25 protein-coding genes are annotated in these 25,533 nt (G+C 68.3%); 6 read left to right on the plus strand and 19 right to left on the minus strand.

Annotated features, from left to right (window positions below; all coding sequences use genetic code 11):
* Window positions 1-185: 185 nt before the first annotated feature.
* Window positions 186-659 carry a hypothetical protein gene (locus ACFXK0_RS05010; RefSeq protein WP_379408492.1) on the plus strand — a complete coding sequence of 158 codons (474 nt, stop codon included), beginning with the start codon at window positions 186-188 and terminating at the stop codon, window positions 657-659.
* Window positions 660-706: 47 nt separating this feature from the next.
* Window positions 707-1,180: a SitI3 family protein gene (locus ACFXK0_RS05015; RefSeq protein ID WP_379408493.1), complete on the plus strand. Its 474-nt coding sequence runs from the start codon at window positions 707-709 to the stop codon at window positions 1,178-1,180.
* On the opposite strand, the gene ACFXK0_RS05020 is transcribed toward ACFXK0_RS05015, so the two are convergent.
* Window positions 1,161-1,499 (minus strand): hypothetical protein, encoded by a 339-nt coding sequence (locus ACFXK0_RS05020; RefSeq protein ID WP_379408495.1) that lies wholly within the window; start codon window positions 1,497-1,499, stop codon window positions 1,161-1,163. The genes ACFXK0_RS05015 and ACFXK0_RS05020 overlap by 20 nt on opposite strands.
* Window positions 1,496-1,756, minus strand: a complete 261-nt coding sequence (locus tag ACFXK0_RS05025) for a helix-turn-helix domain-containing protein (RefSeq protein WP_379408496.1) — start codon at window positions 1,754-1,756, stop codon at window positions 1,496-1,498. Before ACFXK0_RS05025 ends, ACFXK0_RS05020 begins: the two co-directional genes overlap by 4 nt.
* A gap of 200 nt (window positions 1,757-1,956) precedes the next feature.
* On the opposite strand from ACFXK0_RS05025, the gene ACFXK0_RS05030 reads away from it, so the two are divergent.
* Both ACFXK0_RS05030 and ACFXK0_RS05035 read left to right on the plus strand, forming a co-directional pair.
* Window positions 1,957-2,718, plus strand: coding sequence for an XRE family transcriptional regulator (locus ACFXK0_RS05030; RefSeq protein WP_379408497.1), 762 nt, complete (start codon window positions 1,957-1,959; stop codon window positions 2,716-2,718).
* Window positions 2,702-3,175, plus strand: a complete 474-nt coding sequence (locus ACFXK0_RS05035) for an NUDIX domain-containing protein (protein WP_379408498.1) — start codon at window positions 2,702-2,704, stop codon at window positions 3,173-3,175. The genes ACFXK0_RS05030 and ACFXK0_RS05035 overlap by 17 nt, the downstream gene beginning before the upstream one ends.
* 12 nt (window positions 3,176-3,187) lie before the next feature.
* Here ACFXK0_RS05035 and eccCa read toward each other — a convergent pair whose 3' ends face one another.
* From eccCa to eccD, 3 genes are read right to left on the minus strand one after another with little or no spacing between them, the layout of a single operon-like run.
* A complete protein-coding gene (eccCa, locus tag ACFXK0_RS05040) occupies window positions 3,188-7,249 on the minus strand; it encodes a type VII secretion protein EccCa (RefSeq protein ID WP_379408500.1) in 4,062 nt (1,353 codons plus the stop codon).
* An 11-nt stretch (window positions 7,250-7,260) separates the two neighbouring features.
* Window positions 7,261-8,667, minus strand: coding sequence for a type VII secretion-associated serine protease mycosin (gene mycP, locus ACFXK0_RS05045; protein WP_379408502.1), 1,407 nt, complete (start codon window positions 8,665-8,667; stop codon window positions 7,261-7,263).
* Window positions 8,664-10,124: a type VII secretion integral membrane protein EccD gene (gene eccD / locus ACFXK0_RS05050; RefSeq protein ID WP_379408503.1), complete on the minus strand. Its 1,461-nt coding sequence runs from the start codon at window positions 10,122-10,124 to the stop codon at window positions 8,664-8,666. Before eccD ends, mycP begins: the two co-directional genes overlap by 4 nt.
* A 158-nt stretch (window positions 10,125-10,282) precedes the next feature.
* On the opposite strand from eccD, the gene eccA reads away from it, so the two are divergent.
* Window positions 10,283-12,124, plus strand: coding sequence for a type VII secretion AAA-ATPase EccA (eccA, locus tag ACFXK0_RS05055; protein ID WP_379408504.1), 1,842 nt, complete (start codon window positions 10,283-10,285; stop codon window positions 12,122-12,124).
* 7 nt (window positions 12,125-12,131) lie between these two features.
* Here eccA and eccB read toward each other — a convergent pair whose 3' ends face one another.
* On the minus strand, window positions 12,132-13,640 hold the full coding sequence (eccB, locus tag ACFXK0_RS05060; RefSeq protein ID WP_379408506.1) for a type VII secretion protein EccB: 1,509 nt from the start codon (window positions 13,638-13,640) through the stop codon (window positions 12,132-12,134).
* Between the two features lie 114 nt (window positions 13,641-13,754).
* Here eccB and eccE point away from each other — a divergent pair, with 114 nt between their 5' ends.
* Window positions 13,755-15,494, plus strand: a complete 1,740-nt coding sequence (gene eccE, locus ACFXK0_RS05065) for a type VII secretion protein EccE (protein ID WP_379408507.1) — start codon at window positions 13,755-13,757, stop codon at window positions 15,492-15,494.
* Between the two features lie 407 nt (window positions 15,495-15,901).
* Here eccE and ACFXK0_RS05070 read toward each other — a convergent pair whose 3' ends face one another.
* The 13 genes from ACFXK0_RS05070 to ACFXK0_RS05130 all read right to left on the minus strand — a co-directional run bounded on the left by ACFXK0_RS05070 (window position 15,902) and on the right by ACFXK0_RS05130 (window position 25,532).
* The gene (locus tag ACFXK0_RS05070) at window positions 15,902-16,195 is read right to left on the minus strand and encodes a WXG100 family type VII secretion target (RefSeq protein ID WP_379408509.1); all 294 of its coding nucleotides are present in this window, start codon (window positions 16,193-16,195) and stop codon (window positions 15,902-15,904) included.
* 31 nt (window positions 16,196-16,226) lie between these two features.
* The gene (locus tag ACFXK0_RS05075) at window positions 16,227-16,556 is read right to left on the minus strand and encodes a WXG100 family type VII secretion target (RefSeq protein WP_379408510.1); all 330 of its coding nucleotides are present in this window, start codon (window positions 16,554-16,556) and stop codon (window positions 16,227-16,229) included.
* A 41-nt stretch (window positions 16,557-16,597) separates the two neighbouring features.
* The gene (locus tag ACFXK0_RS05080; protein WP_379408511.1) at window positions 16,598-17,389 is read right to left on the minus strand and encodes an ESX secretion-associated protein EspG; all 792 of its coding nucleotides are present in this window, start codon (window positions 17,387-17,389) and stop codon (window positions 16,598-16,600) included.
* Complete coding sequence (locus ACFXK0_RS05085; RefSeq protein ID WP_379408513.1) at window positions 17,386-18,357, minus strand: PPE domain-containing protein; 972 nt, start codon at window positions 18,355-18,357, stop codon at window positions 17,386-17,388. Before ACFXK0_RS05085 ends, ACFXK0_RS05080 begins: the two co-directional genes overlap by 4 nt.
* The gene (locus ACFXK0_RS05090) at window positions 18,357-18,659 is read right to left on the minus strand and encodes a PE family protein (protein WP_379408514.1); all 303 of its coding nucleotides are present in this window, start codon (window positions 18,657-18,659) and stop codon (window positions 18,357-18,359) included. Before ACFXK0_RS05090 ends, ACFXK0_RS05085 begins: the two co-directional genes overlap by 1 nt.
* A gap of 29 nt (window positions 18,660-18,688) precedes the next feature.
* Window positions 18,689-20,044, minus strand: a complete 1,356-nt coding sequence (locus tag ACFXK0_RS05095; RefSeq protein ID WP_379408516.1) for a hypothetical protein — start codon at window positions 20,042-20,044, stop codon at window positions 18,689-18,691.
* Window positions 20,045-20,046: 2 nt separating this feature from the next.
* A complete protein-coding gene (locus ACFXK0_RS05100; RefSeq protein ID WP_379408517.1) occupies window positions 20,047-20,358 on the minus strand; it encodes a type VII secretion target in 312 nt (103 codons plus the stop codon).
* A gap of 100 nt (window positions 20,359-20,458) precedes the next feature.
* On the minus strand, window positions 20,459-20,755 hold the full coding sequence (locus tag ACFXK0_RS05105) for a YbaB/EbfC family DNA-binding protein (RefSeq protein WP_379408518.1): 297 nt from the start codon (window positions 20,753-20,755) through the stop codon (window positions 20,459-20,461).
* Between the two features lie 24 nt (window positions 20,756-20,779).
* Window positions 20,780-21,112 carry a hypothetical protein gene (locus ACFXK0_RS05110; protein WP_379408520.1) on the minus strand — a complete coding sequence of 111 codons (333 nt, stop codon included), beginning with the start codon at window positions 21,110-21,112 and terminating at the stop codon, window positions 20,780-20,782.
* Between the two features lie 4 nt (window positions 21,113-21,116).
* Window positions 21,117-21,899 (minus strand): ESX secretion-associated protein EspG, encoded by a 783-nt coding sequence (locus tag ACFXK0_RS05115; RefSeq protein WP_379408521.1) that lies wholly within the window; start codon window positions 21,897-21,899, stop codon window positions 21,117-21,119.
* The gene (locus tag ACFXK0_RS05120; protein ID WP_379408522.1) at window positions 21,896-23,608 is read right to left on the minus strand and encodes a hypothetical protein; all 1,713 of its coding nucleotides are present in this window, start codon (window positions 23,606-23,608) and stop codon (window positions 21,896-21,898) included. Before ACFXK0_RS05120 ends, ACFXK0_RS05115 begins: the two co-directional genes overlap by 4 nt.
* A gap of 182 nt (window positions 23,609-23,790) precedes the next feature.
* Complete coding sequence (locus ACFXK0_RS05125; RefSeq protein ID WP_379408524.1) at window positions 23,791-24,267, minus strand: YbaB/EbfC family nucleoid-associated protein; 477 nt, start codon at window positions 24,265-24,267, stop codon at window positions 23,791-23,793.
* Between the two features lie 65 nt (window positions 24,268-24,332).
* Window positions 24,333-25,532 carry a hypothetical protein gene (locus ACFXK0_RS05130; protein WP_379408525.1) on the minus strand — a complete coding sequence of 400 codons (1,200 nt, stop codon included), beginning with the start codon at window positions 25,530-25,532 and terminating at the stop codon, window positions 24,333-24,335.
* Window position 25,533 lies beyond the last annotated feature (1 nt).

Raw genomic sequence — 25,533 nt, forward strand, 5'->3', positions numbered from 1 at the left:
TGACTGGTAGTAGCGGTTCGATAACCGCCCACAACTCATCATCCACGATCCACGGCGCCGCCACGGCGAAACATACTGCACGACAGTGGGTCTCATCGCTACCTGACCGAACCTGTTAGGGGCTCCTAGCTCGGTGACGCCGTGGTGCTGGCTGGGCTCGAATCCTAACGAGTATCGTGCCACCAGTGGCGATCTCGACTTCTGACCCGATGATGGGTGGTATGAAACACCTGCGTCAAGAATTATTGACTTCCGGAGTCGCGTCAGAAGATGAGATCATGGGATGTTCGGTCAGCGAAATAGAAGAGGTGTCTTCCAGCGCTGGTTCATTTCGCCTTCCAGATCAGTATCTTGCGTTCTTGCAAGCAATGGGCAGGAGAGCCGGAAAACTGTTCGAAGGCACCGACATCTTCTATCCCAGATCGCTGGGAGCCCGAGAAGCCGCGATCGATGTTGCCAGCGGGGACGGCGAGTCGCTGTCTCTCGAAAATCGATTCTTCTTCGGCTATCACCAAGGTTACAAGGTATATTTCTTCGAACCTGACTCCCCCGCAGTATTTACGTATCAAGAAGGTCACCCGGAGGTCCGAATGCTTGCAAAGTCCTTGCCAGCCTTTCTCCAACACGCACTGGAGATACGGGTGTCAGCAGAGAAGTGAGAGACACTTGCCGGTGGGCCGACGCCCAATTGATGAGACTGCCCTGAATGGCTCTCGACCACATGGTGGCGGTCGCAACAGATCGAAGCGTGTCAGAAATTGCCGCATTGGTGAAATCGATCTGCCTCTCGGATGAAATTTCCGATCGGGCAACTACAGACAGCCTCATCGATGGTGTTTCGGTTCGACGTGGGTTGTACATTCGCGTCAGCGCCAGCCGATCTCCAGCCTGGGGAGACCCCATAGAGGAGCAATTCGGATTCAAACCGACAGTATCGATCTTTTTCAGATTAAACAAGGCTGAAAGCCTGGATGCTCAAGTCACCGACATGTTGTTCATCGCAACCAAACTGCTCGCGGCAACATCTGATGACATGATCGTATATTTCTTGGAGTCCGGCGATGTTTGGGCGATTCGCCGTGCGGGCAGCCTCGAAATAAATTCAGCCCCCTTTATGTGGACACCTGAGCGCACCGAAATGCTGCACCAATCGTACGCCCTTATGTCGTACGCTCTATGAAGCGACTGGCCGAGCGCCAGTGCCGCCTCGCGTAGGTGCTTTCGTCGTCGACTGTGATCACATCGCAGATGCCGACCAGTGTGGGTGGCATCTCGGCGCCGAGATGCTGCCGATGAGGTACGAAAACCGCTTCGGCGCTGATTCGCCGGACGATGGCGATGAGTCCGGTGAGGGGGTCGACCGTGCGAGCGGTGAACACGATGGTCTTGGCAAGGTCGTAGCCATACCGCTTCGCCAGCGATCGGATGCGGATCTCGTCCCAGTCCTGTGCCGCGCCGGACAGGTCGGAGCGGAGGTAGCCTAGAGCGATGGGTTTCATCCTGGGATCACCGATCGCGGCACGTCGAGCATGGCCCGTCCGGAAGAGGTCTTCGTGTAGGCGTGGCCGGACAACGAGAGTTCCCAGGCTTGCCGGTGCGGTGGTTGCCGGAGGAACCCGATGTGGTGCAGCACTCGCAGCGCGCGTCTTGTTCGCCGGATGGAGAGCCCGGTGTCGGCGGCGATCTGGCGATCGGTGAGTTGGCCTCCGGGTTGCAGAATACGGAGGACAAGTGCTTGGTCAAGGATGGCGGTCATCGACGATTCCCCCCGGCCAGTCTTGTTCTCGCATACGCGCGAGCTGTCTGCCTGTAGATCACGTCGCCCCCTTCGCGGCTGGTCATGCACGTGATCTGAAGGTATTGATCCGAGCGGGGCACCTGAACTATGTTCGGGACACTCCGCTGGACATTTCAAAGGTGCTGGTATGTCCGGGAAATGGGCCGTATGGTTCGAGCATGTCCCACCGCTTGGAATCGGCGATGCTACGCGCGCGACTGGATTCGGTTGCGTTGGCTGAGGCTGTCGGTGTCGACGTGAAGACCGTCAATCGGTGGCTGGCCGGTCGCGTCCCGCATCGGCGGACACGGTCGGTGGTCGCGCGGGTGCTGGGTGAGACCGAAGATCTGCTGTGGCCCCAGACGCGCCCTGATCTTGCAGCGGGAACAGCGGCGACGGCTGAGGTGCTGGGTGCGTTCGCCCACCGCGCGGACATGCCCAATGAGCTGTGGACCTCGCTGCTCCTCGGGGCAAGCGAGCAGATCGACATCGCCGGATACGCGTATCCCTTCGTTCTGGAGCTCCTGCCGGACGCGGCAGACATCCTCGCGGAGAAGTGCCGTAGGGGTACTCGCGTCCGGTTGGCGTTCGCCGACCCGCACTGTCCCCATGTGGCCGAGCGTGATGCGTTGGAGCAGATGAACGGAACCCTCGCCGGCCGAATTCGCAACGCGCTCAGCATGTTGGGACCACTGACCGACACGCCAGGGTGCGACGTCGGACTGCACACGAGCCACCTCTACAACTCGGTGTTCCGGTTCGACGACCAGATGATCATCACGCCATACCTTCTCCGGGCGCGCGGATATCAGCACCCGGCGCTGCACCTGCGGAAGCTGTCGCCGCACGGGATCTTCTCCTCGTTCGCCGAACAGTTCGAACAAATCTGGGGTTCGGTAACCCCCTACACACAAGGGTTTTCGCATGGCCTCACGGCGTGACTACTACAAAGATCCGGGTGCGCCGAAGGCCAACAGTCTGATTCCCGGCGCATCGGTTCTGGTCACGGACAGCGCGGGCCGAATCTTGATGCAGCGCAGGGGTGATTCGGGCAACTGGTCATTGCCGGGCGGAGTGATGGAGATCGGGGAAACCCTCGCACAGTGTGCGGTTCGCGAGACGAAGGAAGAGACCGGGCTCGACGTCGAGATCACGGGGTTGTTGGGAATCTACACCGATCCCGAGCATGTGATCGAGTACGGGGACGGTGAGGTGCGGCAGGAGTTCGCCGTTACCTATCTCGGCCGGGTGGTGGGCGGCGAGGTCTCGGTGAGTAGCGAATCGACTGAGGTTCGGTTCGTTGAGGTGGGCGAGCTGGCGGATCTCCCCGTGCATCCGACTGTTCGATTGCGCATCGCCCACTTCGAGGATGGCAGAGCAACGCCTTACCTCGGATGAAGCATGCGGCTTTCACCCCAGCACCGGCAGGTCGGCGATGTGGACGAGTTCGATGCCCTGGCTGCGGGAGACCAGGGTGCCGCGGCCGGGGGGCATCTTGCTGGGGCGGACGTCGCCGATCAGTTTTCCTTCGTCGCGGGAGCCGCTCATGATCAGGGTCTGGACGGACAGGTTCTTCATCGCGCCGAGGATCGGGTCGTAGAGGGCGCGGGACGCGCCGCCGATGCGGCGGGTGACTACCAGGTGGAGGCCGATGTCGCGGGCTTGGGGTAGGTACTCCAGCAGGGGGGCGAAGGGGTTGCTGGAGCCGGTGACGACCATGTCGTAGTCGTCGACCACGATGTAGATCTCGGGGCCCGACCACCAGCTGCGTTCGCGCAGCTGCTGCTGGGTGATGTCGGAGCCGGGGATGCGTTTGGCGAGGTAGCCTGCGACTTCCTGGATCATCGGGCCGCAGGTCTGTGAGGAGGTCGAGTAGCCGGCCAGTTGATCGCCTTCGAGCACGCCGAGCATGGTGCGGCGGTAGTCGATCAGGATCACCCGGGCCTGGTCGGCGGTGGACTGTTCGGCGATGCCCATCACGATATTGCGCAGCAGTGTGGTCTTGCCGCATTCGACGTCGGCGAAGGCCATGAAGTGCGGTTCGAGACCGAAATCCAGGACCAGTGGCTGCAATTCGGATTCGCCGAGGCCGACGACGATCTTGGTCCGGTCCAGGACGACGCCCTGTTCGCGCGCGGCGGCGACGACCGGGTCACGCGGGAAGCTCAGCGGCAGCATTCGCACTTCGGGTGCGCGCCTGCCCGGGTAGAGGGCGATGAGTTCTTCCTTGGCGCGGGTGACACCGTCGGCGACGGTGGCCGCGGTGGAGTCGGAGTCGTAGCGCGGCAACGCGATCAGCATGTGCAGCTGGTCGGGGGTCAGGCCGCGGCCGGGCCTGCCGACCGGAACCTGGTGCGCGGTGCGGCGATTCATCTCCGAGTCGCCGGGGTCGCCGAGGCGCAGTTCGAGCCGGGTGCCGATCTGGTCCTTGACGATCGGGCGGATCTCGGCCCAACGCGAGGCACCGAGCACGAGGTGCACACCGAACGAAAGGCCCTGGGTGGCAATGGCATTGATCAACGGTTCCAGGAGGTCGAACTCTTCGCGGATCGCGCCCCAGCCGTCGATCACCAGGAAGACGTCACCGAACTGATCGGCGGCCAGCGGGTCACCGGCGGGCGCGGTGGTGCCGTTGATCTGGCGGGCCTCCAGTGCGGAGAACTTGCGCCTGCGGAACTCGGCCATCGACTCGATACCGAGTTCGGCGAAGCGTTCCTCGCGCTGGCGCATGAGAGTGGTGAGCTCGGCGATGGTGCGGCGCACCCGGTCACCGTCGAGGCGGCCCGCCACCGAGCCGACGTGCGGGATGCCGACCAGACCGGCCATGCTGCCGCCACCGAAGTCCAGGCAGTAGAACTGCACCTGTTCGGGGGTGTGGGTGGCGGCCGCGGCCAGGATGATGGTGCGCAGCGTGGTGGACTTGCCGGACTGCGGACCGCCGACCACCGCGACATTGCCTTGCGCGCCCGCCAGATTGATGGTGAGCACATCGCGGCGCTGCTCGTAGGGCTTGTCGATCACGCCGATCGGCATCCACAGCTGACCGTGCCGGTTCACCGGTGAACGCCAATCCGGGTCGGGCAGCAGCATATCGGCGGTGGGCGACTCCTCGAGCGGCGGCAGCCAGACCTCGTGGGCGGGCCTGCCGTGCCCGGTCAGCCGCTTGACCACGACATCGAGCAGCGAGTCCGGGATGCCCTCCTCGGCGACCGGACCGCTGGGCGGGGGCGGCGGGAGTTCCGGCCTGCCGCGCAGGATCGGATCCTCCTCCGGCGCCGCGGGCTCCTCGACCTCGACCGGCGCCGCGGTGAACACCACCATCCGCTGCCCGCCGACGGGCGCGCCGTCGTCGTCGACGACCGAGCCGACCGGGGCGACGTACGGACCGGAGACATAGCTCGCGTTGAACCGGAGTGGTTCGGAGGCATCACTTTTCAGGTAACCCGCACCGGGCACGCTGGGCAGGTGATAGGCGTCGGTGATGCCGAGCACCGCGCGGGATTCGTTGGCCGAGAAGGTGCGCAGACCGATCCGGTAGGACAGATGCGATTCCAGGCCGCGCAGCTTGTTCTCCTCGAGACGCTGCGAGGCCAACAGCAGGTGCACGTGCAGCGAGCGGCCCAGACGGCCGATCATCACGAACAGTTCGGCGAAATCGGGTTTCTGCGAGAGCAATTCGGAGAACTCGTCGACCACGACGAACAGCGCGGGCAGTGGATCGAGCGGAACGCCCGCGGCCCTGGCCTTCTCGTAGTCGTTGACATTGGCGTAGTTGCCCGACGAACGCAGCAACTCCTGGCGGCGGTTCATCTCACCGGCCAGCGCGTCCTTCATGCGGTCGACCAGGGAGAGCTCGTCCTCGAGGTTGGTGATCACGGCCGCGACGTGCGGCAGCGAGTCGAGACCGAGGAAGGTCGCGCCACCCTTGAAGTCGACGAGCACCAGGTTGAGCGCGTCCGGTGAGTGCGTGGTCACCAGCGAAAGCACCAGTGTGCGAAGGAATTCCGACTTGCCCGAACCGGTGGCGCCGATGCACAGGCCGTGCGGGCCCATACCGTTCTCGGCCGATTCCTTGATGTCGATCTCGACCGGGGTGCCGTCGGGGGTGATGCCGATCGGCACGCGCAACCGTTCGCGCGCGGTGCGCGGGCGCCACACCCTGGCCGGGTCGATCTGGGCGGCGTCGGGAATGCGCAACAACGCCATCAGGCCGGGGTCGCTGGTGGTGCCCTCCCCCAGGCTGACGATCTGCGCGGCCGTGGCGAGCCGGTAGCGGGCCAGCGCGCGGGCGAAGGACTCCGCCTCGGCGACACTGACCTCGTCGGCGGTGGCGAAGCGTTCCACCCCGGCGGCGCTGCGCGCCGAGACCGCGCCGTCGCCGACCACCAGCTGCAGGCCGCGCCGGGCCGCCAGCCCGTGTTCGGGCGCGGTCAGGTCGAGCACGGTCACCGAGTCGAGGCCGGATTCGCTGATGATGCGTTCGTTGCCGCTGATGTAGCCGTCGTCGATCACCACCACCACGTGCAGCCTGCCCTGGGTGGGCTGCGGGTTGCGCATGAACCGGCCGCGTTCCATCAGCTCGAGCTGGAGCGCGGATTCGAGCTCGCCGAGCGAGGTGTACATCATCCTGGCCGAGCCGAGACTGTCGCGGGCCGACGGATGCTGCACGTGCGGAAGCCATTTCGCCCAGGCCCAGTGGGTGTCGGGATCGGCGCAGACAATGGCGACGACCAGGTTGTCCGGGCCGTGGAAGGTGGTCAGCTCCATCACCATGGCGCGCACCAGTTCGCGGCCCTCGTCGATGTCGCCGCCGATATTGATGGCGGGGAACGCGCGCAGCGAGACCGCGGTCGGCAGCTCGTGCACCACCGAATGGGTGCGCACGAAACGGCGCAACGCCACGGTCGAGACCGGTTCCAGGTCCTCGAGCGGGCCGGTTTCCGGGCGGGCCAGTTTGGTGGCGAGGCGGTGGCTGCCGACGCCGACGCGCACGTGCCCGAAATCGGGGTCGTTGGGGCGGCGTTCCCACATCCGCCTGGTCCCGATCAGCGAGGGCAGATCGGCCGGTTCGGGGTGACTCCAGCCGAGCGTCTCGAGCTGCTTGACGCCGGTGCTGCGCACGTCCTTGCGCACCTGGTCGAGGTAGCGGAAGTAGTCCTTGCGTTCCTCGTTGAGCTCGACGGCGCGCTTGGGGCCGCCGCCGCGCATGCCCGCCATCATGCCGACCATCGACATGAGCATCATCATCGGGAACATCATCATCATCGGATTGGCCAGCAGATTGCGGCCCATCGAGACCATCATCGCGATCATGCCGATCACCGCGATCACCATGATGACCGGCATCAGTTTCATCAGCAGCGGCGACGGGATGGCGCGCTGGATCTCCGGTGGCGGGGTGAGCGCGACTTCACCGCCCGGTGCGCGCGGCGGCGCGATCCGGGGGCGACGGACGAAACCTTCGGTGGCCATCGATCCCTCTACTACTCGAATTCCTGGTTGAGATCGGCACTGCGCCTGCGGAACGGGAAACCGAACGCGGCGCCGATACCCAACGCGGCCAACAGAGTCAGCGCGCCGATGATCGCGACCCGGCGCGGGCGCGGGTCCGGTTCGGGACCCGCGTAGGGCTGCGCCAGCGGATGCCCGACATCGGCGCCCTCGCTCGGCGCCTCGGCGGGCAGCGGGGCGGTGAGCGCGGCGAGCGGGTCGATCAGGCCTGCGCCGATGGCGTCGTCGCGGCCACGGCCCGGTGCGTGCGCGGTGCGGGTGATCCGCTCGATCACCTGCTGCGCGGACAGTTCCGGAAAGCGCGCGCGGACCAGCGCGGCCAGGCCGGACACATACGGTGCGGCGAAACTGGTGCCGTCGACCGGCTGCACACCGTTCATGGTCTGCACGCCGTCGACCAGGCCGGTGCCGCCGGGCTTGCTGTCCAGGGAGACGATATTGCGCCCGATCGCGGCCACCCCGATCCACGGTCCGCGCAGCGACAGCGCCGACGGCGTGCCGTCGGCGTCGACCGAGCCGACCGAGAGCACATACGGGGTGAACCAGGCCGGTGACGGCACGGTGGTCACCGAACTCCAGCCCGACCCCTCGTTCTGGGTGCCGCATGGCCCGCCCTGTTCCACGTTGCCGGCCGCCGCCACGACCACCACATTGCGGTCGTAGGCGTATTTCACGGCGGCGCCGAGGGAACCGTCGGCGGTGTCGGAACCGGCTGAGGTGCAGGCGACTTCGGAGATGTTGATCACCGTCGCACCCATGTCGACCGCGCGGACGACGGCGGCGGCCAGGGTGAGCACGCTGCCGTAGCCGTCGCTGCGCAGGGCGCCGGGAGCCCGCTCGCCCTGGCGGTCCTTGGCCTCGTAGGCGAGGCTGAGCTGGCGGATGGTGAGGATCTCGGCCTCGGGGGCGACCCCGGCGAACGCGTCGTCGGGTGACGGTCGCGCCGCGATGATCCCGGCCACCAGGGTGCCGTGGCCGTCGCAGTCGACGGTGCCGTCGGAATCGCTGACATAGTCGCCACCGGCCTGGAGCGCGGGCAGGCGCGGATGCCGGTTCACGCCGGTGTCGATCACCGCCACCTTCTGGCCTGCCCCGCGGCTGAACTGCCAGGCCGACGGCAGATCCAGCACCCGCTGCGCCATCGGCGGCTCACTCGGCGCGCTACCGCGCAGCACCGGCGCCGCGCACAGTTCACGCTGCTCGGTGGGCTCGAGCGGAGCGGGCCGACCGCTCAGCGCGACCGCCGCCTCCAGCGCGACCGGGTCGATCCGGGGCGGGGCGATGGCACCGGCAGGCGCCGGGAAACCGGCGACCGCGCCGAGCACGGTCGCCGCGCAGGTCAGCCGGAACAGCGTGCGCCGCAAGGGGGTGCGGGTCATATGTTGCGAGCGGTCGAGTACACGTCCATGATCCACAGCGCCAGCGGGATCATGGTGATGATCAGCAGGTATTCGAAGATCTCGATCATCCGCCTGGTCACCGGGGTCACCTCGAGATGCGGGCCGACGACACCGAAGGCGATCACCGCGCCCGCGGTCACCAGCAGCAGTGCCACCGCGGCGAATTCGAACGAATCGTGGCCCAGGCCCAGACCGGTGAACAGCGCGAGCACGATGAGCGTGCCCGCGGTGATCAGGGTGGCCGCCTGCACCAGATCGGCATAGGACCGCCCGCGCAGGCACAGCACGATCGCGGTGACCGCGGCCAGCGCGACGCCGCCGGAGTGGAAGGGACCGAACGGGTCGGCCGCGCCGACCGCGCCGATCAGCGCGGCCACCGCGCAGGCGACCACGAGCCCGGTCTGGAGCTGATTGGCCACCCGCGCGCGTTCGCCGAGGCCGGCGGCCGAGGGCAGCGCGATCGCGCCGACCGCGCCGATGCCCTCGATGGTCGGGCGCTGTTCGTGGTCGGCCGGGTCGATCGCGCCACCGGCGGTGGGCACCGGCGGAATCGGCAGCCGGGCCCCCGCCGCGGCCAGCCGTGGCACCGACGACAGCAGCACCACCGCGGCGACGAGCACCCCGGCGAACAGCTTGGCCAGCCCCGGATGCCAGATCAGATAGACAGTGCCCGCGATCGCGCCGAACACACTCAGGGTGATCGCCGCGGCGAACAGCCCGGCGCCGATCCCGGTGACCCGATAGCCGATCACCGCCGCGACCAGCAGCAGCACACTGCCCAGCAGTACTTGCCCGGCGCCCAGCGCACCGGGCACCACCAGCGCGCCACCGCCGAACAGCAGCAGCAGCGCGTCCAGCGAAAGCCAGTTGGCGGTAATCGGATCCGCGAATTTGCGCGCGGCGATCCCGGCCGCCGCCGAGGCGGCGATCCCGCACCCGAGCAGCGCGAACGCAGGCAGCAACGGATCGCTATCGGCCCGTGACACGGCGAGCACACCGAGCGCGGCGAGAATGGCCAGGGTCGCGATCATCAGCCCGGTCCAGCGGGCCGCCGACCCGGACCAGCCACGGAACTCGCCTGCGGTGAGCCGGGATACGGCGTCGATGACGTCGTCGAAGAGCGCGGGCGACTCCTTGCGGGTCACCGGGCTCAGCACCAGCAGTTCGCCGTCGTAGACCTCGGCTTCGGTGAGGGTGCGGCTGGGCGCCAGCGGGTCCTGCCCGAGCCGGGCCAGCGTCCAGTGCTGGGCGCGGACGGGAGCGGTGTCCTCGTCGCCGTCGGGCAGCCGCGGATCGCGGGACCGGATCAATGCCACCAGGTCGCCGATGAATCCGGCGATCGGCACCGTGGCTGGTAGGCCGATGTCGAGCTGCGTATCACCCCCGATCACTGAAACTCGGCATAGTTCGGGCTCATTGCCTAACAACGTCGACACCAGTGATGAACTCTCAGTCGTAGCTGACTACTTCCGTTGCGACCACACGGCAGCGTTACCTAATCTAACGGACAGGGCAAACCGGCGCGATCGAAGTCTCGAGTGCCGGATTGAACAACAGCTGTCCACCAGAGGAAGATTTCGGGGTCCGACACGATATGCCAGACATTCGCCAGGCTCAGCGCGCCTTCGACGCCGGCATCCTCTCGCTCGGTCTGTCCATCGACGGGCAGGAGTCCGCGCGCGACGACGAGTACGCGAAGCTGGCGTTCCAGCGCGCGACGGAATGGGATTCGTCGATGTGTGACGCGTGGCTGGGCCGCGCGGCGGCCGGCGAAATCACCAAAGAGGTGCTGTTCCACCTGCATCGAACCAGTCTCGACTCGCTCGGCCGCGAACAGCGCAGGCTCGGCCTCGCCCCGCGGGCGATGGCGGGACGGTTCCTGCCCGGCCTCTACATCGACTATCCGCTCTCCGGTCTCACCGAGATCTGGCTGGCCTGGGCCTCCCAGCTGATCGCCGACCAGGACTACGAGCAGGCCGAGCAGGTGCTCGACCAGCTCGCCGAACTGCGCCGTGGCCGCGCCGAGGATCCGGACAAGCAGATCGACGACCGGATCAGCGCCTACATCCGCGGCATCCTGCACTACAACACCCAGCGCTGGCCCGATGTGATGACCGTGCTGGCCGGTTCGGCCGACTGGAAGGACCCGTACCTGGCCACCGGCGCGAACGTCATGGTCGGCACGGCCTGCGCGCAGCTCGGGCTGTTCGGCGAGGGAATCCGGCGGATGGAACAGGCCGAGGCAGGCCCGATTCCGTCGGCCAAGTTCACCGCCATGTACAACCGTGGCCTGTGCCTGCGGGAATCGGGCAACGAGGCCGAGGCGCAGAAGCTGTTCGAGCAGGTCTACTCACAGCTGCCCGATTTCGCCGCCAACACCAATGCCATGCGGGACCGCACCTTCCGGATCGTGGTCACCAGCCGCGAGGTGATCGACGCGCGCACCGACAAGTGGGATCCCACCTCGGCGCCGACGCTGGCCGCGATGAACGACGCCGCCGCCGAGGACCGCGCCAAAACCGTGCTGGCCGAAGCCAGGGCGCAGCTCGACAAGCAGGTCGGCCTGGCCTCGGTGAAGAACCAGGTGGCCAAGCTGCAGTCCTCGGCGCAGCTGGCCAAGATCCGCGCGGGCAAGGGCCTGTCGAGCCAATCCCGTGGCCAGCACCTGGCTTTCACCGGGCCGCCCGGCACCGGTAAGACCACCATCGCGCGCGTGGTCGCCAAGATCTACTGCGGTGTCGGGCTGTTGAAGACCGACAAGGTGGTCGAGGCCAAGCGGGTCGACTTCGTCAGCCAGAATCTCGGTGGCACCGCGATCAAGTCCGAGAAGCTGATCGACAGCGCGATGGACGGTGTGCTGTTCATCGACGAGGCCTACACGCTGATCCAGACCGGTCTGTCCGGCGGTGACGCGTTCGGCCGCGAGGCGGTGGATACGCTGCTGGCGCGCATGGAGAACGACCGCGACCGGCTGGTGGTGATCATCGCCGGGTACGACGGCGAGATCGACCGGCTGCTGGCCGCCAACGACGGTCTGGCCTCCCGTTTCGCCAAGCGCCTGCAGTTCCCCTCCTACACCGCCGCCGAACTCGGCCAGATCGGCGAGATCGTCGCGAGTGGACGCGATTCGCAGCTGGCACCGGCGGCGCTGGACACCCTGATCCAGACCTGCCAGTACCTCTACGACCTGGAGAGCACCGATCAGAGTGGGCAGCCGCGTCGTGGCGTCGACCTGGCGGGCAACGGCCGCTTCATCCGCAATGTGATCGAGGCCGCCGAGGAGGAACGCGAGTTCCGGCTCGCCAACACCGACGGCATCGACCTCACCGAGGTCGACGACGATGTGCTGATGCGGATCGAGGAAGAGGACATGCACACCGCTCTCGCCGGGATCATCGCCACCCTCAATGTGGGTGACGTCCCGAACCTGAGCTGACGGCCGGCTACCTCGACCCGGTCGGCAGCGAATCGTAGCTGGTCAGTGCGTCTTTCGCGGACAGGGTCGGGCCGGGGACCAGCTGACCGATCACCGACCACGGCGCCAGGCGCGGGGTGTCGCCGAGGCCGAGCACGGCCGCGGTGGCCGCGTCGGGGATGCCGTAGCGAATCCCGTTGTCGGCCACATAGAACAGCGACTCGCGCCGCAGACTCCCCGGCTCGGCCCCGGTGACCTGCACGTACTCACCGGTGCCCGGCGGCAGGTAGACCGCGTCCATCCGGTCGCCGGTGCCGTCGGCGGTGGCCAGGGCGACCGGCTTGGCCGCGTCCGGCAGGGGCAGTGTCATGCCGGTCAGCATTGTCACAGTGGCGCGTTCGTCCGGGCCGTCCACCGACTTGCCCTGCGCGGTGGCCATGCCGGGGTCCTTGGCCCAGTGCACGCAGGCGACCGGGGCGTCCTCGGCGGTGAGGATGCGCGGGCGCCGCTCGGGGAAATCGTCGACCGGCAGGGTGTGCAGCATCGGCACCTGGTCGAGCGCGTCCGGTGCCAGGGCAGCGATCTCGCGCATACCGCGCGAATCGGCGTTGCGCAGCAGGTCGGCGGTGAACTCCGAGACCTGCTGCACGCCGTCGGCAAGCACCACGTACATGGTCTCCTGGCCGGCGGTCTGCACCCCGGTGACCGAGATGATGCCGCCGATCGGCACATTCGACAGTTTGCCGGGGCCTGGTTCGCCTGCGCGGTCGATGACGGGGACCGTCAGCGGCGGTGCCTGGGTGGTCGCGCCGAGCACGGCACTGCCGATCGGGCGGGCCTGCTGCTCGGTGATCCCGAGGGTGCGCGCGACCACGGAATTGTTCGGGTCGACCTCGGCTCTGGTGCCGCGATACACCAGGTAGGTCTTGTCGTCGCGGCGCACCAGCAGTGCGTCGTCGCCGCCGGTGACGTCGATCCGGTCACCAGTCTCGAGCGTGCCGATGATGGCGGTGGTGCGCCCGCCGGTGGCGCCGGACGCGCTGCCGGAGGCCGAGAGCTGGGTGGTCTCGCACAGCGTCCAGTCCGAGCGCGACCCCTGTCCGGAGCCGGGCATGGCCGCCGGTGCGCCGGGAATGCCGAGCAACGCGCCGCGGGGCAGCCCGCCGAGCTTGTCGTCCTTCACCGATTTCGGCGACTGCGCCTCGCCGGCGATCAGCCGGGCCGAGGCCAGATTGAGCACCGGATGAAGGGTCTTCTCCCCCTCTTTCGCCTCGACGACCACATACATGGCGCCGCTCTGCTTTCCGCTCACGATCAGCGCGTCACCGATCGAGCCCTGCGGTTTGAGGAAACCCAGGATGGCCGCCCCCGCCACGATGATCAGCCCGAGGACCGCGCCCACCATCATCGACCTGCTCTGCGACCGCATCGGATCGTGCAACATGCGCACGTCACGGCGGACCAGGGCATGATCGAGCCTGCGCAGCAGGAAACGATAACCATTGACCTGGGCTTTGGTTGTCAGCTGTGCCGGCACAGGGACTCCATTGCGTTGATCACCATCTCGTCGGACACGGTACCGTAATTCCGGAATTGTCCTTCACCATGAATCGACGGATGCCAAGCAGGGACAACGATTTTGAACAACAGTATGAACGCCGGGCGAACCGGCGGCGACAATGTCTACGACACACTGCGTGACCCGGAATTCTGGTTGTTCCGAATGTATCCACTGCGCGCCTGTGTGCCGGTCGCGGTGCTCGCGGCGATCGTGGCCTGGGTGCTGCTGGCCACCACCGATTCCGGGTACTGGGCGATCGGCGGGGCCGCGGCCGTGCTGCTGATCGGGCTGGTCCCGATCCGGCGTCGCCCGCCCGCGGTCCGTATCGGCGGCTGGCTCGGGCGCCGGGTGCGTGGCCGCACCGACACCCTCGACCGCGCCCCCGCCTTCGATGTGCCGCTGCCCGAGGGCGGCGGCTGCGGGGTGCGCTGGGACGGCGATCTGTTGCTGACCATGCTGCGGATCGATCCGCCGCCGGACAGCCTCACCCTGCTGCAACGCGGCGCGCTGAGCGCCGATCAGCTGCTGCCGCTCACCGAGGTCGCGCGCTGCCTCGACCAGTTCGACGTGGAGCTGGTGAGCATCGACGTGATCGCCACCGGCGCGCGCACCGCGGGCACCGGCGCCGCCGCGCACCTCTACGACCGGATCCTCGGCCCGCTGCCCGCCATCGCGCACCGCACCTGCTGGCTCGTGCTGCGCCTGGACCCGGTCGCCAACGCGGTCGCGGTGGACAAGCGCGGCGGCGGCGCGACCGGCGCCCTGCGCACCATGATCATCGCCACCCGTCGCGTCGCCAATCGCCTGGCCACCCACGGCATCGACGCCGCCGTGCTCACCGCCACCGAGATGAACAGCGCGGTGCGCGAACTGTCGCACGGTTTCGACCCGCTGCGGGTCACCGAGTCGACGCACGGCCTCGAATCCGAGTTCGGCAGGCACCTGACCCACTACCAGCTCACCGCGCCGATGATCGGCACCAACGGCCTGGCCGAGATCTGGTCGCTGCCCACCCTGTCGACCACCGTCACCCTGCGCCTGCACCCCGGCGCCCGCCGCGGTGGCCGCGCCGACGACACCGCAGGCACGGTCGTGATCAACGCCGTCGTCCGCTTCGACACCGCAGCCCCCTACGAGCAGGCCCCCCTGCCCGGCCTGCGCGAACTCCCCGGCAGCCAGCACCGCATCCTGCTCGACGCCCTGCCCATCGGCGCCGCCGACGCCCTCGGCGGCCGCGACGGCTACCGCGGCACCCTCACCGCCCTCACCGACATCGCCGTCCCCACCACCGGCTGCGGTCAGCTGATCGGCGCCGACGAACGCGGCCAGGGCATCGCCGTCCCGCTGATCGGCGCGGGCACCCGGCACGTGGACGTCATCGGCAACCTGGACCTGGCCCAGCAGGTCGTCCTGCGCGCCACCGCCCTGGGCGCCCACGCCATCGTCCACACCACCCGCCCCCAGGCCTGGCACTCCATGGTCGCCAACCTGGCCACCCCCCAACTACTCTCGATCGCCCCCCGCGCCGCAGGCGCCACCCCCCAATCCCCACCCGGCCCCCCACCGGCCCCCGCAGCCCCCTACCCCACCACCACCGTCCTGGTCTTCGACGGCATCCCCCCCACCGTCCACCTGGGCGGCGCCACCTTCATCGAAGTCCGCACCACCGAACGCGCCCCCGACTCGGTCCCCCCGGACGTCACCCTGATCCAGGACCCCCACGCCCCCAACCGAATCACCGTCCGCACCAGCACCGGCAGCGCGACGGTATCGATGGTGACAACCCCCGACGAAATGCACTACATCGGAGAATCCCTGGCAGCCCGCTGATCAGTCGGGCACTGCAAACCCACAGCGGCGCCCGACTATTCACGCCCGACCACAAACTCCCTCTGCACTACGCAGACGCCGCAGCGCTGGACAGCGGACATTCCAGCAGACCCGCCCAACAGACACCACAGCATCAGCACACAGCGGCCACGACGGCGGCAACGCAACCAACACCTAAGCAGCGCAAGCCTCGCGAGCACCCCAGCAGCGGAGCACAGCGGTCACCAGGTCCGCAACATCCCCACCAATCGCAACCCCCCACGGGCCGACCTCGAGGAGGCCCCGCCCGCGCAGCGGGCGTAGCGGCCAGGCCCGAGGAAAACGGGGCGTGACAAAGTGCCGAAGGCACAAGTCACGCCCCGTTTTCATCGGGACTCAAGAGGCCGCGCTCGAGCGCGCCAGCGCTCCTAAAAATCAGCGAAGCCGTCGCCGACCTTGCCGTCGGCTTCGAGGGCGCGGTTGAGCGCCGATTCGACCTGGGCGGCCAGCTTGTCGAGCTTGTCGAGGGTGTCGGTCAGCTCGGTGGTGACGTTGGTGTGCGCCGTGTCGAAGTTCGCGATCGCGTTGTCACCCTGCAGGTTGTTGCGGAAATCCGAAGCGGCGCCTTCGAGTTCGTCGATTTCGCCCTTCATCTTCCCGCCGTAGGTCTGCAGGTCGCTGAACAGTTCGTTCATCGCCGCGGGATCGTAAAGAATGGTCATGAGCTCAGTTCCTGTCGTTGGCGATTCGCGATCAGAGGTTGGTGTAGCTGCTGCCGCCGGTGGAGCCGCCGCCGCCGGACAGGCCTGCGCCGTCCATGTTCACGAGGGTGGACTTACCGGTGTTGACCGCGTCGGTCAGCCGGTCGAACTTCTTGTTGAGCGCGTCGGCCTCGTCGTGCCAGGCCTGGGCGACCTTCACGAATTCGTCCGAGGCGTCACCCTTCCAGCCGCGGAGCACGGCCTGGGCGGCGTCGTCGATCTGGCCGACCGACGTGCGGAGGTTGTTGATGGTGCCTTCGAGCTTGGAGACGACGCCGTCTACGCCGCCGGCTTCTACACCTACTGGTCCCTGAGGGGGCATGTGCCGAACCTTTCCTACTTGATGGTTGAAACGAGAGATGGCTAGTCGGGCCGCCACCCCCCACCGGGAAGCCCCTCGAGGAGCGCACCGACGGCCTGGGTGAGGCGGTGGTCGGTGCCCGGCGTGATGGTCGACCACACCTGCCCGTCGGGCGCCGTCATCGGCGCGACGACGATCCGGCCGCGCGCGGTGTCGTACACCGCGACCGCGCCAGGGGCTCGGGTGGTCAGCCCGTCGTGGTGGACGGCGGCGACGATCTCGGTGTAGCCATGGCAGGAGCCGAAGGCCGCACCGAGCACGGTCGCTCGATGCGCGGAGATGCCGAGCGAGTAGAGCGCGTCCACGTACTGGGAAGTTGTTTCGGCGGCGTCGAGCCGCGCGGCCAGGTCGTCGGCCGCGACGCTCACCCCGGAGACCTCGGCAGGCGCGCGGTGTGGCAGCGCGGCGAGCAGCAGGCGGGCGAGTTCGCTGTTCGAGCCCTCGACGGTGCTGGTGCTGATGTCGAAAGTGTCGCCACTGCGGACCGCACCCGCGTGGCCGGCACCCCGGCGGGCCACGCAGATCCGGCGCCGTTCGTCGTCGCCGTAGCAGCGGGCGACGAGTTCGGCGTCGGGTTGCGCGAGGATGCTCAGGGCATCGGCCAGTCCGGGTTCGACATCGCCGTAGGTGTCGAAGACGCCGGTCGCGGTGAGTTCGGCGACGGCGGCGTCGCGGGCGGCCTGCCAGGCGTCGAAGGTGTCCTGTTGCGGGCCGACCGCCAGGACCAACGGCAGGGTCTGGACGCCGAGCCGGTCGGCGACGGCCAGCAGCGAGTCGTTGGTGAGTGTGGTCATGGCCTGCCCTCCGCCGTCGCGGTGCCGCCGGTCTGCGGGGCGGTGCGGTCGGCGACGCCGAGCACTGCGGGCGCGGCCTGGATCTCGCCTTCGGTGACCAGGTGATCGTTTTCCTCGTAGGCGATTCCCGCGCGCGGGAATCGCGAGCTGGAATCCTGTCCGCCCGCGGCTGCCATGGCGCCGGGCACCATCGGCATGGCCCCAGCCGAGGGAGTGCTGACCGGTAGCGTCCGGGCGGTGGCGCCCGCGGCGGTGCCCTGCGCGAAGGTCGGCGCGTGGTAGGCGGTCCGAACCGGAGCGGCCAGCGCACCGAGACCGATCGGTGCCGCACCCGACACGACCGGAGTGCCCGGTGTACCTGGTGTGGTTTCCTCTTCGGTCGAATGCTCGCCCGCCAGTACCGCTTCCGCGACGATCGTCGGTGGCAGCACGTGCGCCCAGGGCGTCGCCAGCGGTTCGGTCGCCGCCTCGTAGCTGCGCATCACCCGCGAGGCAACGGCTTTGGCCATGTCGGCATCGGCATCGGTCTGCGCGGCGACGGCTTGGATCGGCGCGCCGAGCGCGGCGCCGACCTGTTCGAGAGCGTGCCGCATCGCGGTGATGGCGGCGATGTCGGCGGAGTTGGGCATGGCCAGGGCCGCGACCTCGTAGGCGAGCACCTGGGCTTGCAGCCGGGCAGCGTTCGCCGTGGCGGCGGCGGCGGTCTCGAGCAACCATTCGCGCAGTGTCGAGATCCGTTCCACCAGCTGCTCACTGTTGCCGGATTTCCAGGAGCCGCGCACGGTCTGTAGTACCTGTTCGTAGTCGAGCACGGCCGCGCCGAAGGCGGCGGCGAGCCGCATCCAGGCGGCGGCCGCCTCGGCCATCGGTAACGGTCCGGCACCGGTGGTGAGATCGGTGGCGAGTTTGTCGGGCTCGCGCGCCTCCCACACCACGCCGGTGAATCCAGGCTGCGGTGGTTCGATCATCAGCCGGTGAATCTGCTCGTGTTGTCGGTTTCCATCTGATCGAAGTCGCTGACTTGCGCGCGCAGCGCGGCGGCGAGCTTGTTCACCTCGTGCACACCGGCCTCACCCGCGGTCAGATAGTCCTGGGCGACGCCGTTGGTGGTGGTGGCGGCGCGGTCGGACACCTCGTCGAGACCGGCGGGCGCCACCTGCAGTGTCGGCGCTACCGCGGTCATCTCCGTGGTGAGCCGGTCGGCGATGCCGTCCAGCGCCGCCGCGGCCGCGCTCATCGAAGCCGCGTCGAATTCGAATGTGTTGTCCATCTGTCACTCCTGTCGTGGGTGCTACCGCGTCACAGTGAGAGTTCTTTGTCCGGTGGCGCTTCGGTGCTCACCGATTCCACGGCGCCGACCACCGGGGTCGCCACCCCGTCGAGCTGCCCGACAACTTCGTCACCGTGGTTGCCGGTCACCAACTGCGAGTGCACGGCTTCGTTGCCGCCACCGTCGACCGCGCGGGCCATCGGCGCGCCCGCCGCACCTGCCGCGCCGCCCATCGGCATGTACCCCGGCGACGAGCCGGTCGCCGAGGCCGTGGTCACACTGGCGCCACCGGCGGTGCCGCCGCTCACACCGCCGAGGCCACCCGCACCGCCGAGGCCGGCCGAGCGGCCCTGCCAAGGGCTCAGTGACGTCGAGGCCGCGCCCGCGCCGCCGATCGCGCCGACACCACCGATCACACCGCCGCCACCGCCTGCGGCGGCCAGGTTCTCGGTGGTCTCCGCGTCGGTGAGGTCGGTATCAGTGGTCGTCGTGTCGCCGGTGGTAGTCGTCGTGTCATCGGTGGTGCTGGTCGAGAGCGAACTCACCTGCTCGGCCAGCGAACTGATCGACGACACCGCGGTGCTCGCGGCGCTCATCAACGGCGAGACCAGGCTCATCAGCTGACTCAGCGACTCGGTGCTCGACTCGACACCGCTGGGCGCGTTGGTCACCGGGACCTTCTCGCCGGCCTGCGTCATCTCGACGGCGCGCATCACCATCTCGGCCTTGGTCTCGGCCGTGATACCCAGCCCCTCCGTCACCGCCTCCACGGTCGCCGCGATCAGTGCCGCCTGTCCGCCCGGCGTCGTCCCGGCGAGCGGGACGAGCACCGCCAAGCTGGCCGAGAAGCGCGCGATCAACGCGGTCATCAAGGAGGTGCCCACGGCGACATTGCCCGCGCCGTGGGTGAGGACCCCCTTCTCCGCGGTGCTCTGAGTGGCGAGCTCGGCGCCGTTGGCCGCCGCCGATGTCGCCTTGACCGTCGCGTCGGTGGCCGCATCGCTCTGCCACAGCTGCATCACCGCTTGCAGCGCCGTCGAACCCAGCGACATCGTCGTCTCCAGCACCGAGGTGATGGTGCTGAGCGCGTCGGCCGGGTTGATCGAGCTGATGCCGTCGGAGATGGTGCCGCCGAGGTCGCCGGACCCGAACGCCGAGGCCAGCTCGGTGAGCGGTTGCATCAGCGCGGTCAGGTCGATCGTCGGCAGCGGCGGCATGTCGGGCAGCTGGATGAACTCCGGCAGTTGCGGCAGTTGCGGCAGCCCCATCGAGCTGAGCACCTGACTCACCGGCTGATCCAGCATCGGCGCCAGCGAACTCGCGCGCAGCAGGTCGAGCACCGTCGGATCCACCGACGCCGCCGCGCTTCCCCCGGGATTCTCCATGGCTACAGGTCGACCGCGGCGATACCCAGCCTGGACGCCCCGTCCGCACCTTCGTAGGTGGTGGCGGCCTGCGCGGCGGTGAGCGCGGTGCCCGCGTGCACCGCGGCCAGCTGGGCCACCGAACTGAGATGGTTGGCCTGCGCGTAGACGAACGACAGCAGGAACTCCTGGCCGATCAAACCGAACACCGGGGCCGCGGCGGCCACGGTGGCGGCCTGGTTCACCGCACCAGCCTGGGCGACACCCGCCGCCATGGTGGCCGATGCGCCCGCGTACGCACGAATCGCCTCGGGAACTACCGCAACAGTATTCATGGCTATGTCCAATCTCGAAACAGCCCTTGCTGTTTCGCTACTTTATCTACCCGCCGGAAACTTGTCCTACGCATATCGCTCGGTGAAGATCCGCTGAATCTCATGTGTCGCCCCGGTTGTAGGCGGTCACCAGGTCGGCGCGCTGGGCGAACGCGCGATACGCGGCGGCCTGCGCGGTCGCCACCAGCACGCGTTCGAAATCGGCCGGCGATAGCTTGCCGATCGCCGCGGTGAACTCCAGCCCGACCAGGGCGCCCGCACCGTCGACGGTGGCTGTCACCGCGCCGTCGGGCGAAGTCTCCTGTTCCCGGATGCCACCGGTCGCCTCGGCCAGATCCTGTAGCCGGTAGAGCTGCCCCCGCACCTTCGCGATCAGCTCGTCCATGGTTTCGACCATCGCCGCTCCTCCCCTCCTCGCTCGCTAGACCGATCGCAGCCAGCTCTGCGGCTCGGTGTCGTAGTCCTGCTCCTCGACGATCTCCGCCGCCGCCACCTCGGCTTCGGTCGGCAGCCCCGTCGCCGCCAGCAGTGTCGGATCGAAACCCGCCTCCGCCAGCTGATTCCGCCGCGCCAGCCCGGCCCGCTTGGCCGATTTCTGGCACAGCCGCAGGATCTCGGCGGCCAGGTCGGCCGGGTCGCGCCGCAGCTGATCGGCGGCCACGGTCACCCCCACCGGCAGGCCCTGCTCGGTCGTACGCACCGCGATCTCGCCGGTCAGCGAGGCCACGGTGAACTCGGTCGGAAATTCGTCCATCGTGCTACGCCCGATCATCTCTGATGGCTCTGACAACTTCGGCGATCTGCGCGTTGACCAGCGACACCACTCGCCGCCGATCCGCGCCGACGGCCACCGGCGGCGTGCCGGGCACCACCACATAGCGCCCGTCGTCGGTCAGATCACGCCAGCCCAGCCGCAACCGCACGACCCCGCGCGGACCGAAACGCGACCAGCCCTGCTCGATATCGATGAAACCGCCACGATCCACCGGCGCCTGCTGAAAAGTCATGGTGCGCACCGCGGCATCGTCGTCGTAGTGCTGCACCAGGGAGCGCCCGTAGTTGTGGTCGAGCTGGTCGTGGCCGGGTTCGTCGAGCCGGATCTCCTGGCCGCGGCCCGCCGGGACCTGCGGCAGCTGATCGGCGATCACGTCACCGAGGGTGAGCGCGCCGTGCCGGGTGACCTCGAAGCCGTCCGCGTGATAGATGGTCCGGCCCGGCCGCTGCCGCACCAGATAGCCGACCTCGCCCTTGCGGACCGCGAGCATGCGCACCGAACGCGCCGGATCGTCGATCCGGGTCACCCCGCCGTAGCCGCGCACGATCACCCGGATATCGGGCCGGGTCAGCACGTCGATGATCTCGTCGAGCTCGTGCCCCCAGCGCTGCTGGATCGCCGCCCAGTCCCGTCTGCGGACGAACTGGGCCTCGTCGGCGCTGCGCGGCTCGCTGGTGTGGATGAACGGGCTCGGCATATCCTCGGCCTCGATGCCGAACCACAGCGCGTCGAACTCGTCGCCGGTGAATTCCCAGGTGGGCGTCACTGTTCCACCACCGGCCTGGCGACGATCGGCGCGTCACCGAGCGCCTCGTCCAGGTGGGTGACCGAGTCGAGGTAGTCGGCGCGCTTGTGTTCCTTCTGCTGCTGCCCACCCGCGCCCGCGCCGCCCATCGGCGACATCGGCATGCCACCCATCGGCATACCGGAACCGGAGGCGAGGCCCGCCCGGATGGCCGATTCGGCGCCGGTGCTGACCGAGGCCCGCGGGAACAGCTTCGAGGCACTGTCCAGGCTCGGCGTCAAGGCCGCGGGCCCGCCTGCACCGCCGCCGCCCGCGCCCGAACCACCGCCGCCACCGCCGCCCCGGCTGGCCGCGCTGAGCGCCTTCTTGGCCTGGTCCTGCAACGAGCTGAGCGCGGCCGAGGTCGGGATACCGGCCAGCGAGCTCTGTTCGGCAGCCGAACTCGCCTGTTCCAGTGCGGATTGCGCGGCCGAACTCGCCTGGTCGAGACCGGATTGCAGGGCCGAGCTCAGCTGGTCGGTCCCCGACGAGCCGGCCGAATCCGTCGAGCCGAGCCCGCCGTTCTCCTCGCTGATGCCACCGTTGCCCAGGCCCTCGGTGCTGCCTTCGGACTGCTGCAACTGCGACAGGGCCCGGTCGATCGCCGCGAGCGCTTGGCCGGAACCGGCGCCGCCCGAGCCGGAACCCGACCCGGAGCCGGAACCCGAGCCAGTTCCGTTGCCGGTGCCGTTCCCGTTGCCACTGCCGTCACCGGTGCCGTCGCCGCTGGTCGGCGCCGTCGGCTCGGGCAGTGTGGCGATATGGCTGGTGGTGCCGTTGAGCCCGGGCACGTAGATGTTCCACATGACCTGGCGCGCGTCCTTGGCGCACTCCTCCTTGTCGGCCTGCGCCTGCGCGCCGTCCGGGTCGGAGTAGCAGCGCGGCAGCATCAGCGCCGTCGCCATGCCCTTGGCCGTCGAATTGAGCCACCCCACCGAATAATCCAGGGCGACCGAGACCTGCTTGACCTGATCGACGAGCAGTCCGTTGCCCTCGTGATAGGCCGACATCGCCGACATGGCCCTGGTCGCGCCACCGCCGTTCGGGCTCGACCAGCTCTGCTTGCTGGCCTCCACCTTGGCGTTGAGATCGTCGAAGCCGGTCTTCAGCCAGGTCGACAACTGCCCCCAGAACAGCACCGTGTACTCCAGCTGCCTCGGCACCGGGTCGATCGAGGCGCGAATCGCTTCCAGCTCGTCGTAGGTGTAGCCGGCCGGGCTCTCTGCCTTCATCCCCGACGGATCGAAGGTCGTGCCGTCGACCAGTGCGCCCGGCAGCGTCGCGGTGTTACTCACCGGCCGGACCGGCAGCACCGTCGGCGGATAGGTCTGCATGTCGAGGCCCTTGGACTTGCCCTGCTCGATCTGCGTGCGCAGCGCGTCCAGGTCGACGGAGGTGTCGGACTCGGCGCCCTCGTAGTGCCTGGCGGCCTCGAGGAAAGTGTTGCCCGCGTTGTCGAGGATGGTCTCGTGCTTGCCGAGGATCGTCTCGAGCTCTTCGACTTTGTTCTTGAACTGGGTGGCGAGCTGCTTACCCGACTCCAGCGACGAGAAGTCCGGCAGTGTGGCCACCACACCGGCGGACTGCTTGACCGAATTCACCCAGTACCGCGCGTTGTTCGTGGCCTCGACCAGGGCGGGCAGCGCGCCGGGTTCGAGCAGCAGCGAGCCGTCCGCCGCCGCGGAACTCAAACCTGACCACTGTTCTTCCGCCGATGGTCCCGCCATGTTTGTCGACCCCTCCCTGTCCGGTCCGGCACCGCTACAACGACACCGCCGATTCGCACAGCTTGTTGACGATTCTAAGGGTTGCCGGATGAATCCCGCATGTACAGTGGCGATCTCGCTGGTGACAGCGCATCGACCATCCGCTACTACCAGCTGGAGTCGGTCGCGGTCCGCTGACGATCGCCGCCGGTTTCGTCCACGGGATCCGGAAGCAGTTCCCGCTCCGGGTCATTGGGCGGTGCCAGGGATGCCTCCACCGGCTCCGGAATCGCGAATCCGTCCATGTCATCGACCAATTCGGTGATCTTCGGCAGCCGGGTGCGTTCGCGTTGCAGCGGCGCCATCATCTCCTGGGTCCGGCGCGCGACCTCGGCCGCGGCCTGCTGTGCCGCGTCGGTGACAGCCTTGGCGATCTCGGTGTAGGTGAGATCGTCGATATCAGGGGTGAACTTCGTTTCGATGACCTTGTAATCGGCGTTGACCGTCACGGTCACGCGCTTGCGCACGGTGGCGCTGGCGACGATCTTCGCGCGGTCCTGCTGCACCTGCGCGATCGCCCGCATCTGCTCCTGGACCGTCTCGAGGATGTCGGCCATCTGGGCCTTGGCGTGCTCGTTGGCCATGCGTCCTCCCTTCGCCTCAGCGAGCACACCACAACTGGTCCGGCCTCGCAACAGCGCGCCGGGGCTTACTCTTTCGCGAGACCGGCGGTGTGCGCGCCGGTGAGACCGGCCAGATTCAGCTCGAACCAGGCCGCGTCGACGTGGTAGTCGTCGACGGGGAAGACCCGGGTGAAGGTGTCGCGGGCGACGGCGGCGCGTTCGGCGGCCTCGACCAGCCCGAGCACGGCGTCGCGGCGCTCGTCGGGCGCGTTGTCGCCGAGCAGCCCGGTCAGTACCCGGACGACGGTCCTGGTGTCCCACATGCCGGGGACCGCGGGCGCGAGTGCGTCCGCGCCGGGTGAGGCGCCGCGATACCAGCGACCACCCTCCCACCAGTAGCAGAAGGTGAGCAGGCCGTTGTCGGCGCGGCGGTTGAGCACCGGTGCGGCCACCCAGTCGGGCGCACCGAGATACAGCTGCGGTGCGGGCGCGTCCCGGTTGTAGACGGCGTCGAGTTCCGGTGCGTCCCAGACCCCGCCGGACAGGACCGCGCGGTCACCGGGCAGCAGGCACAGCGTCGACCCGCTGAACGACGAACCCTCGAAGACGTGGAACGCCGGGGTCACCCGCGGGCCCCACTTCGAGCCGACCGCCACGAAGGCCGCGGCGATCAGCGCCCACCGGCGGGCCATCGGTTCGAGCGCGGGGAACTCCACATCCGGTGCCGAACCGACCGCGTGCCTGCCCGCGGCGGTATCGATGCGCGCCTGCTCGGCGGCGGCCACCGGGCCACGGATCTGGCGATCGCCGTGGCCGATGTAGGCGGCCAGCCAGACCGGCAGGCGTTCGCGCGGATAGACCTCGATATCGGTGCGGTACACCGTCGGTGGGAACAGCTGGTCGTCGGGGAAGGGGTCGTCGCCGTAGTCGTAGTCGACCTCCATCCGGCCCGCGTTGGTGAGCGTGAGCAGGTAGCGCCACCACGGGCCGTCACCCAGCGACGCGGACAGATGCCGGTGCTCGCGCAACAGTTCGAGCAGCTCCGGGCTCGGGAAGACCCGCGCGAACCGGTCCTGTTCGTCGTGGAAGACGACCATCGACACCTCGGCCGCCGCCGTCATCGCGAACGACGCCTCGACCTTGGTCCATCCCGGCGGGCCAAGTGCCGCGACGGTTTTCGCGATGCGATGACTCAGCGCGGCGGCCTGTTCGGTCACGCCGCTGTCGGCCACCACCGTGGTGAGCGTGAATCCGACATCCGGCTCGCGGGCCAGCTCCTCAGCCAAT

The sequence above is a fragment of the Nocardia sp. NPDC059177 genome, from assembly GCF_042755165.1.
Classification (GTDB): domain Bacteria; phylum Actinomycetota; class Actinomycetes; order Mycobacteriales; family Mycobacteriaceae; genus Nocardia.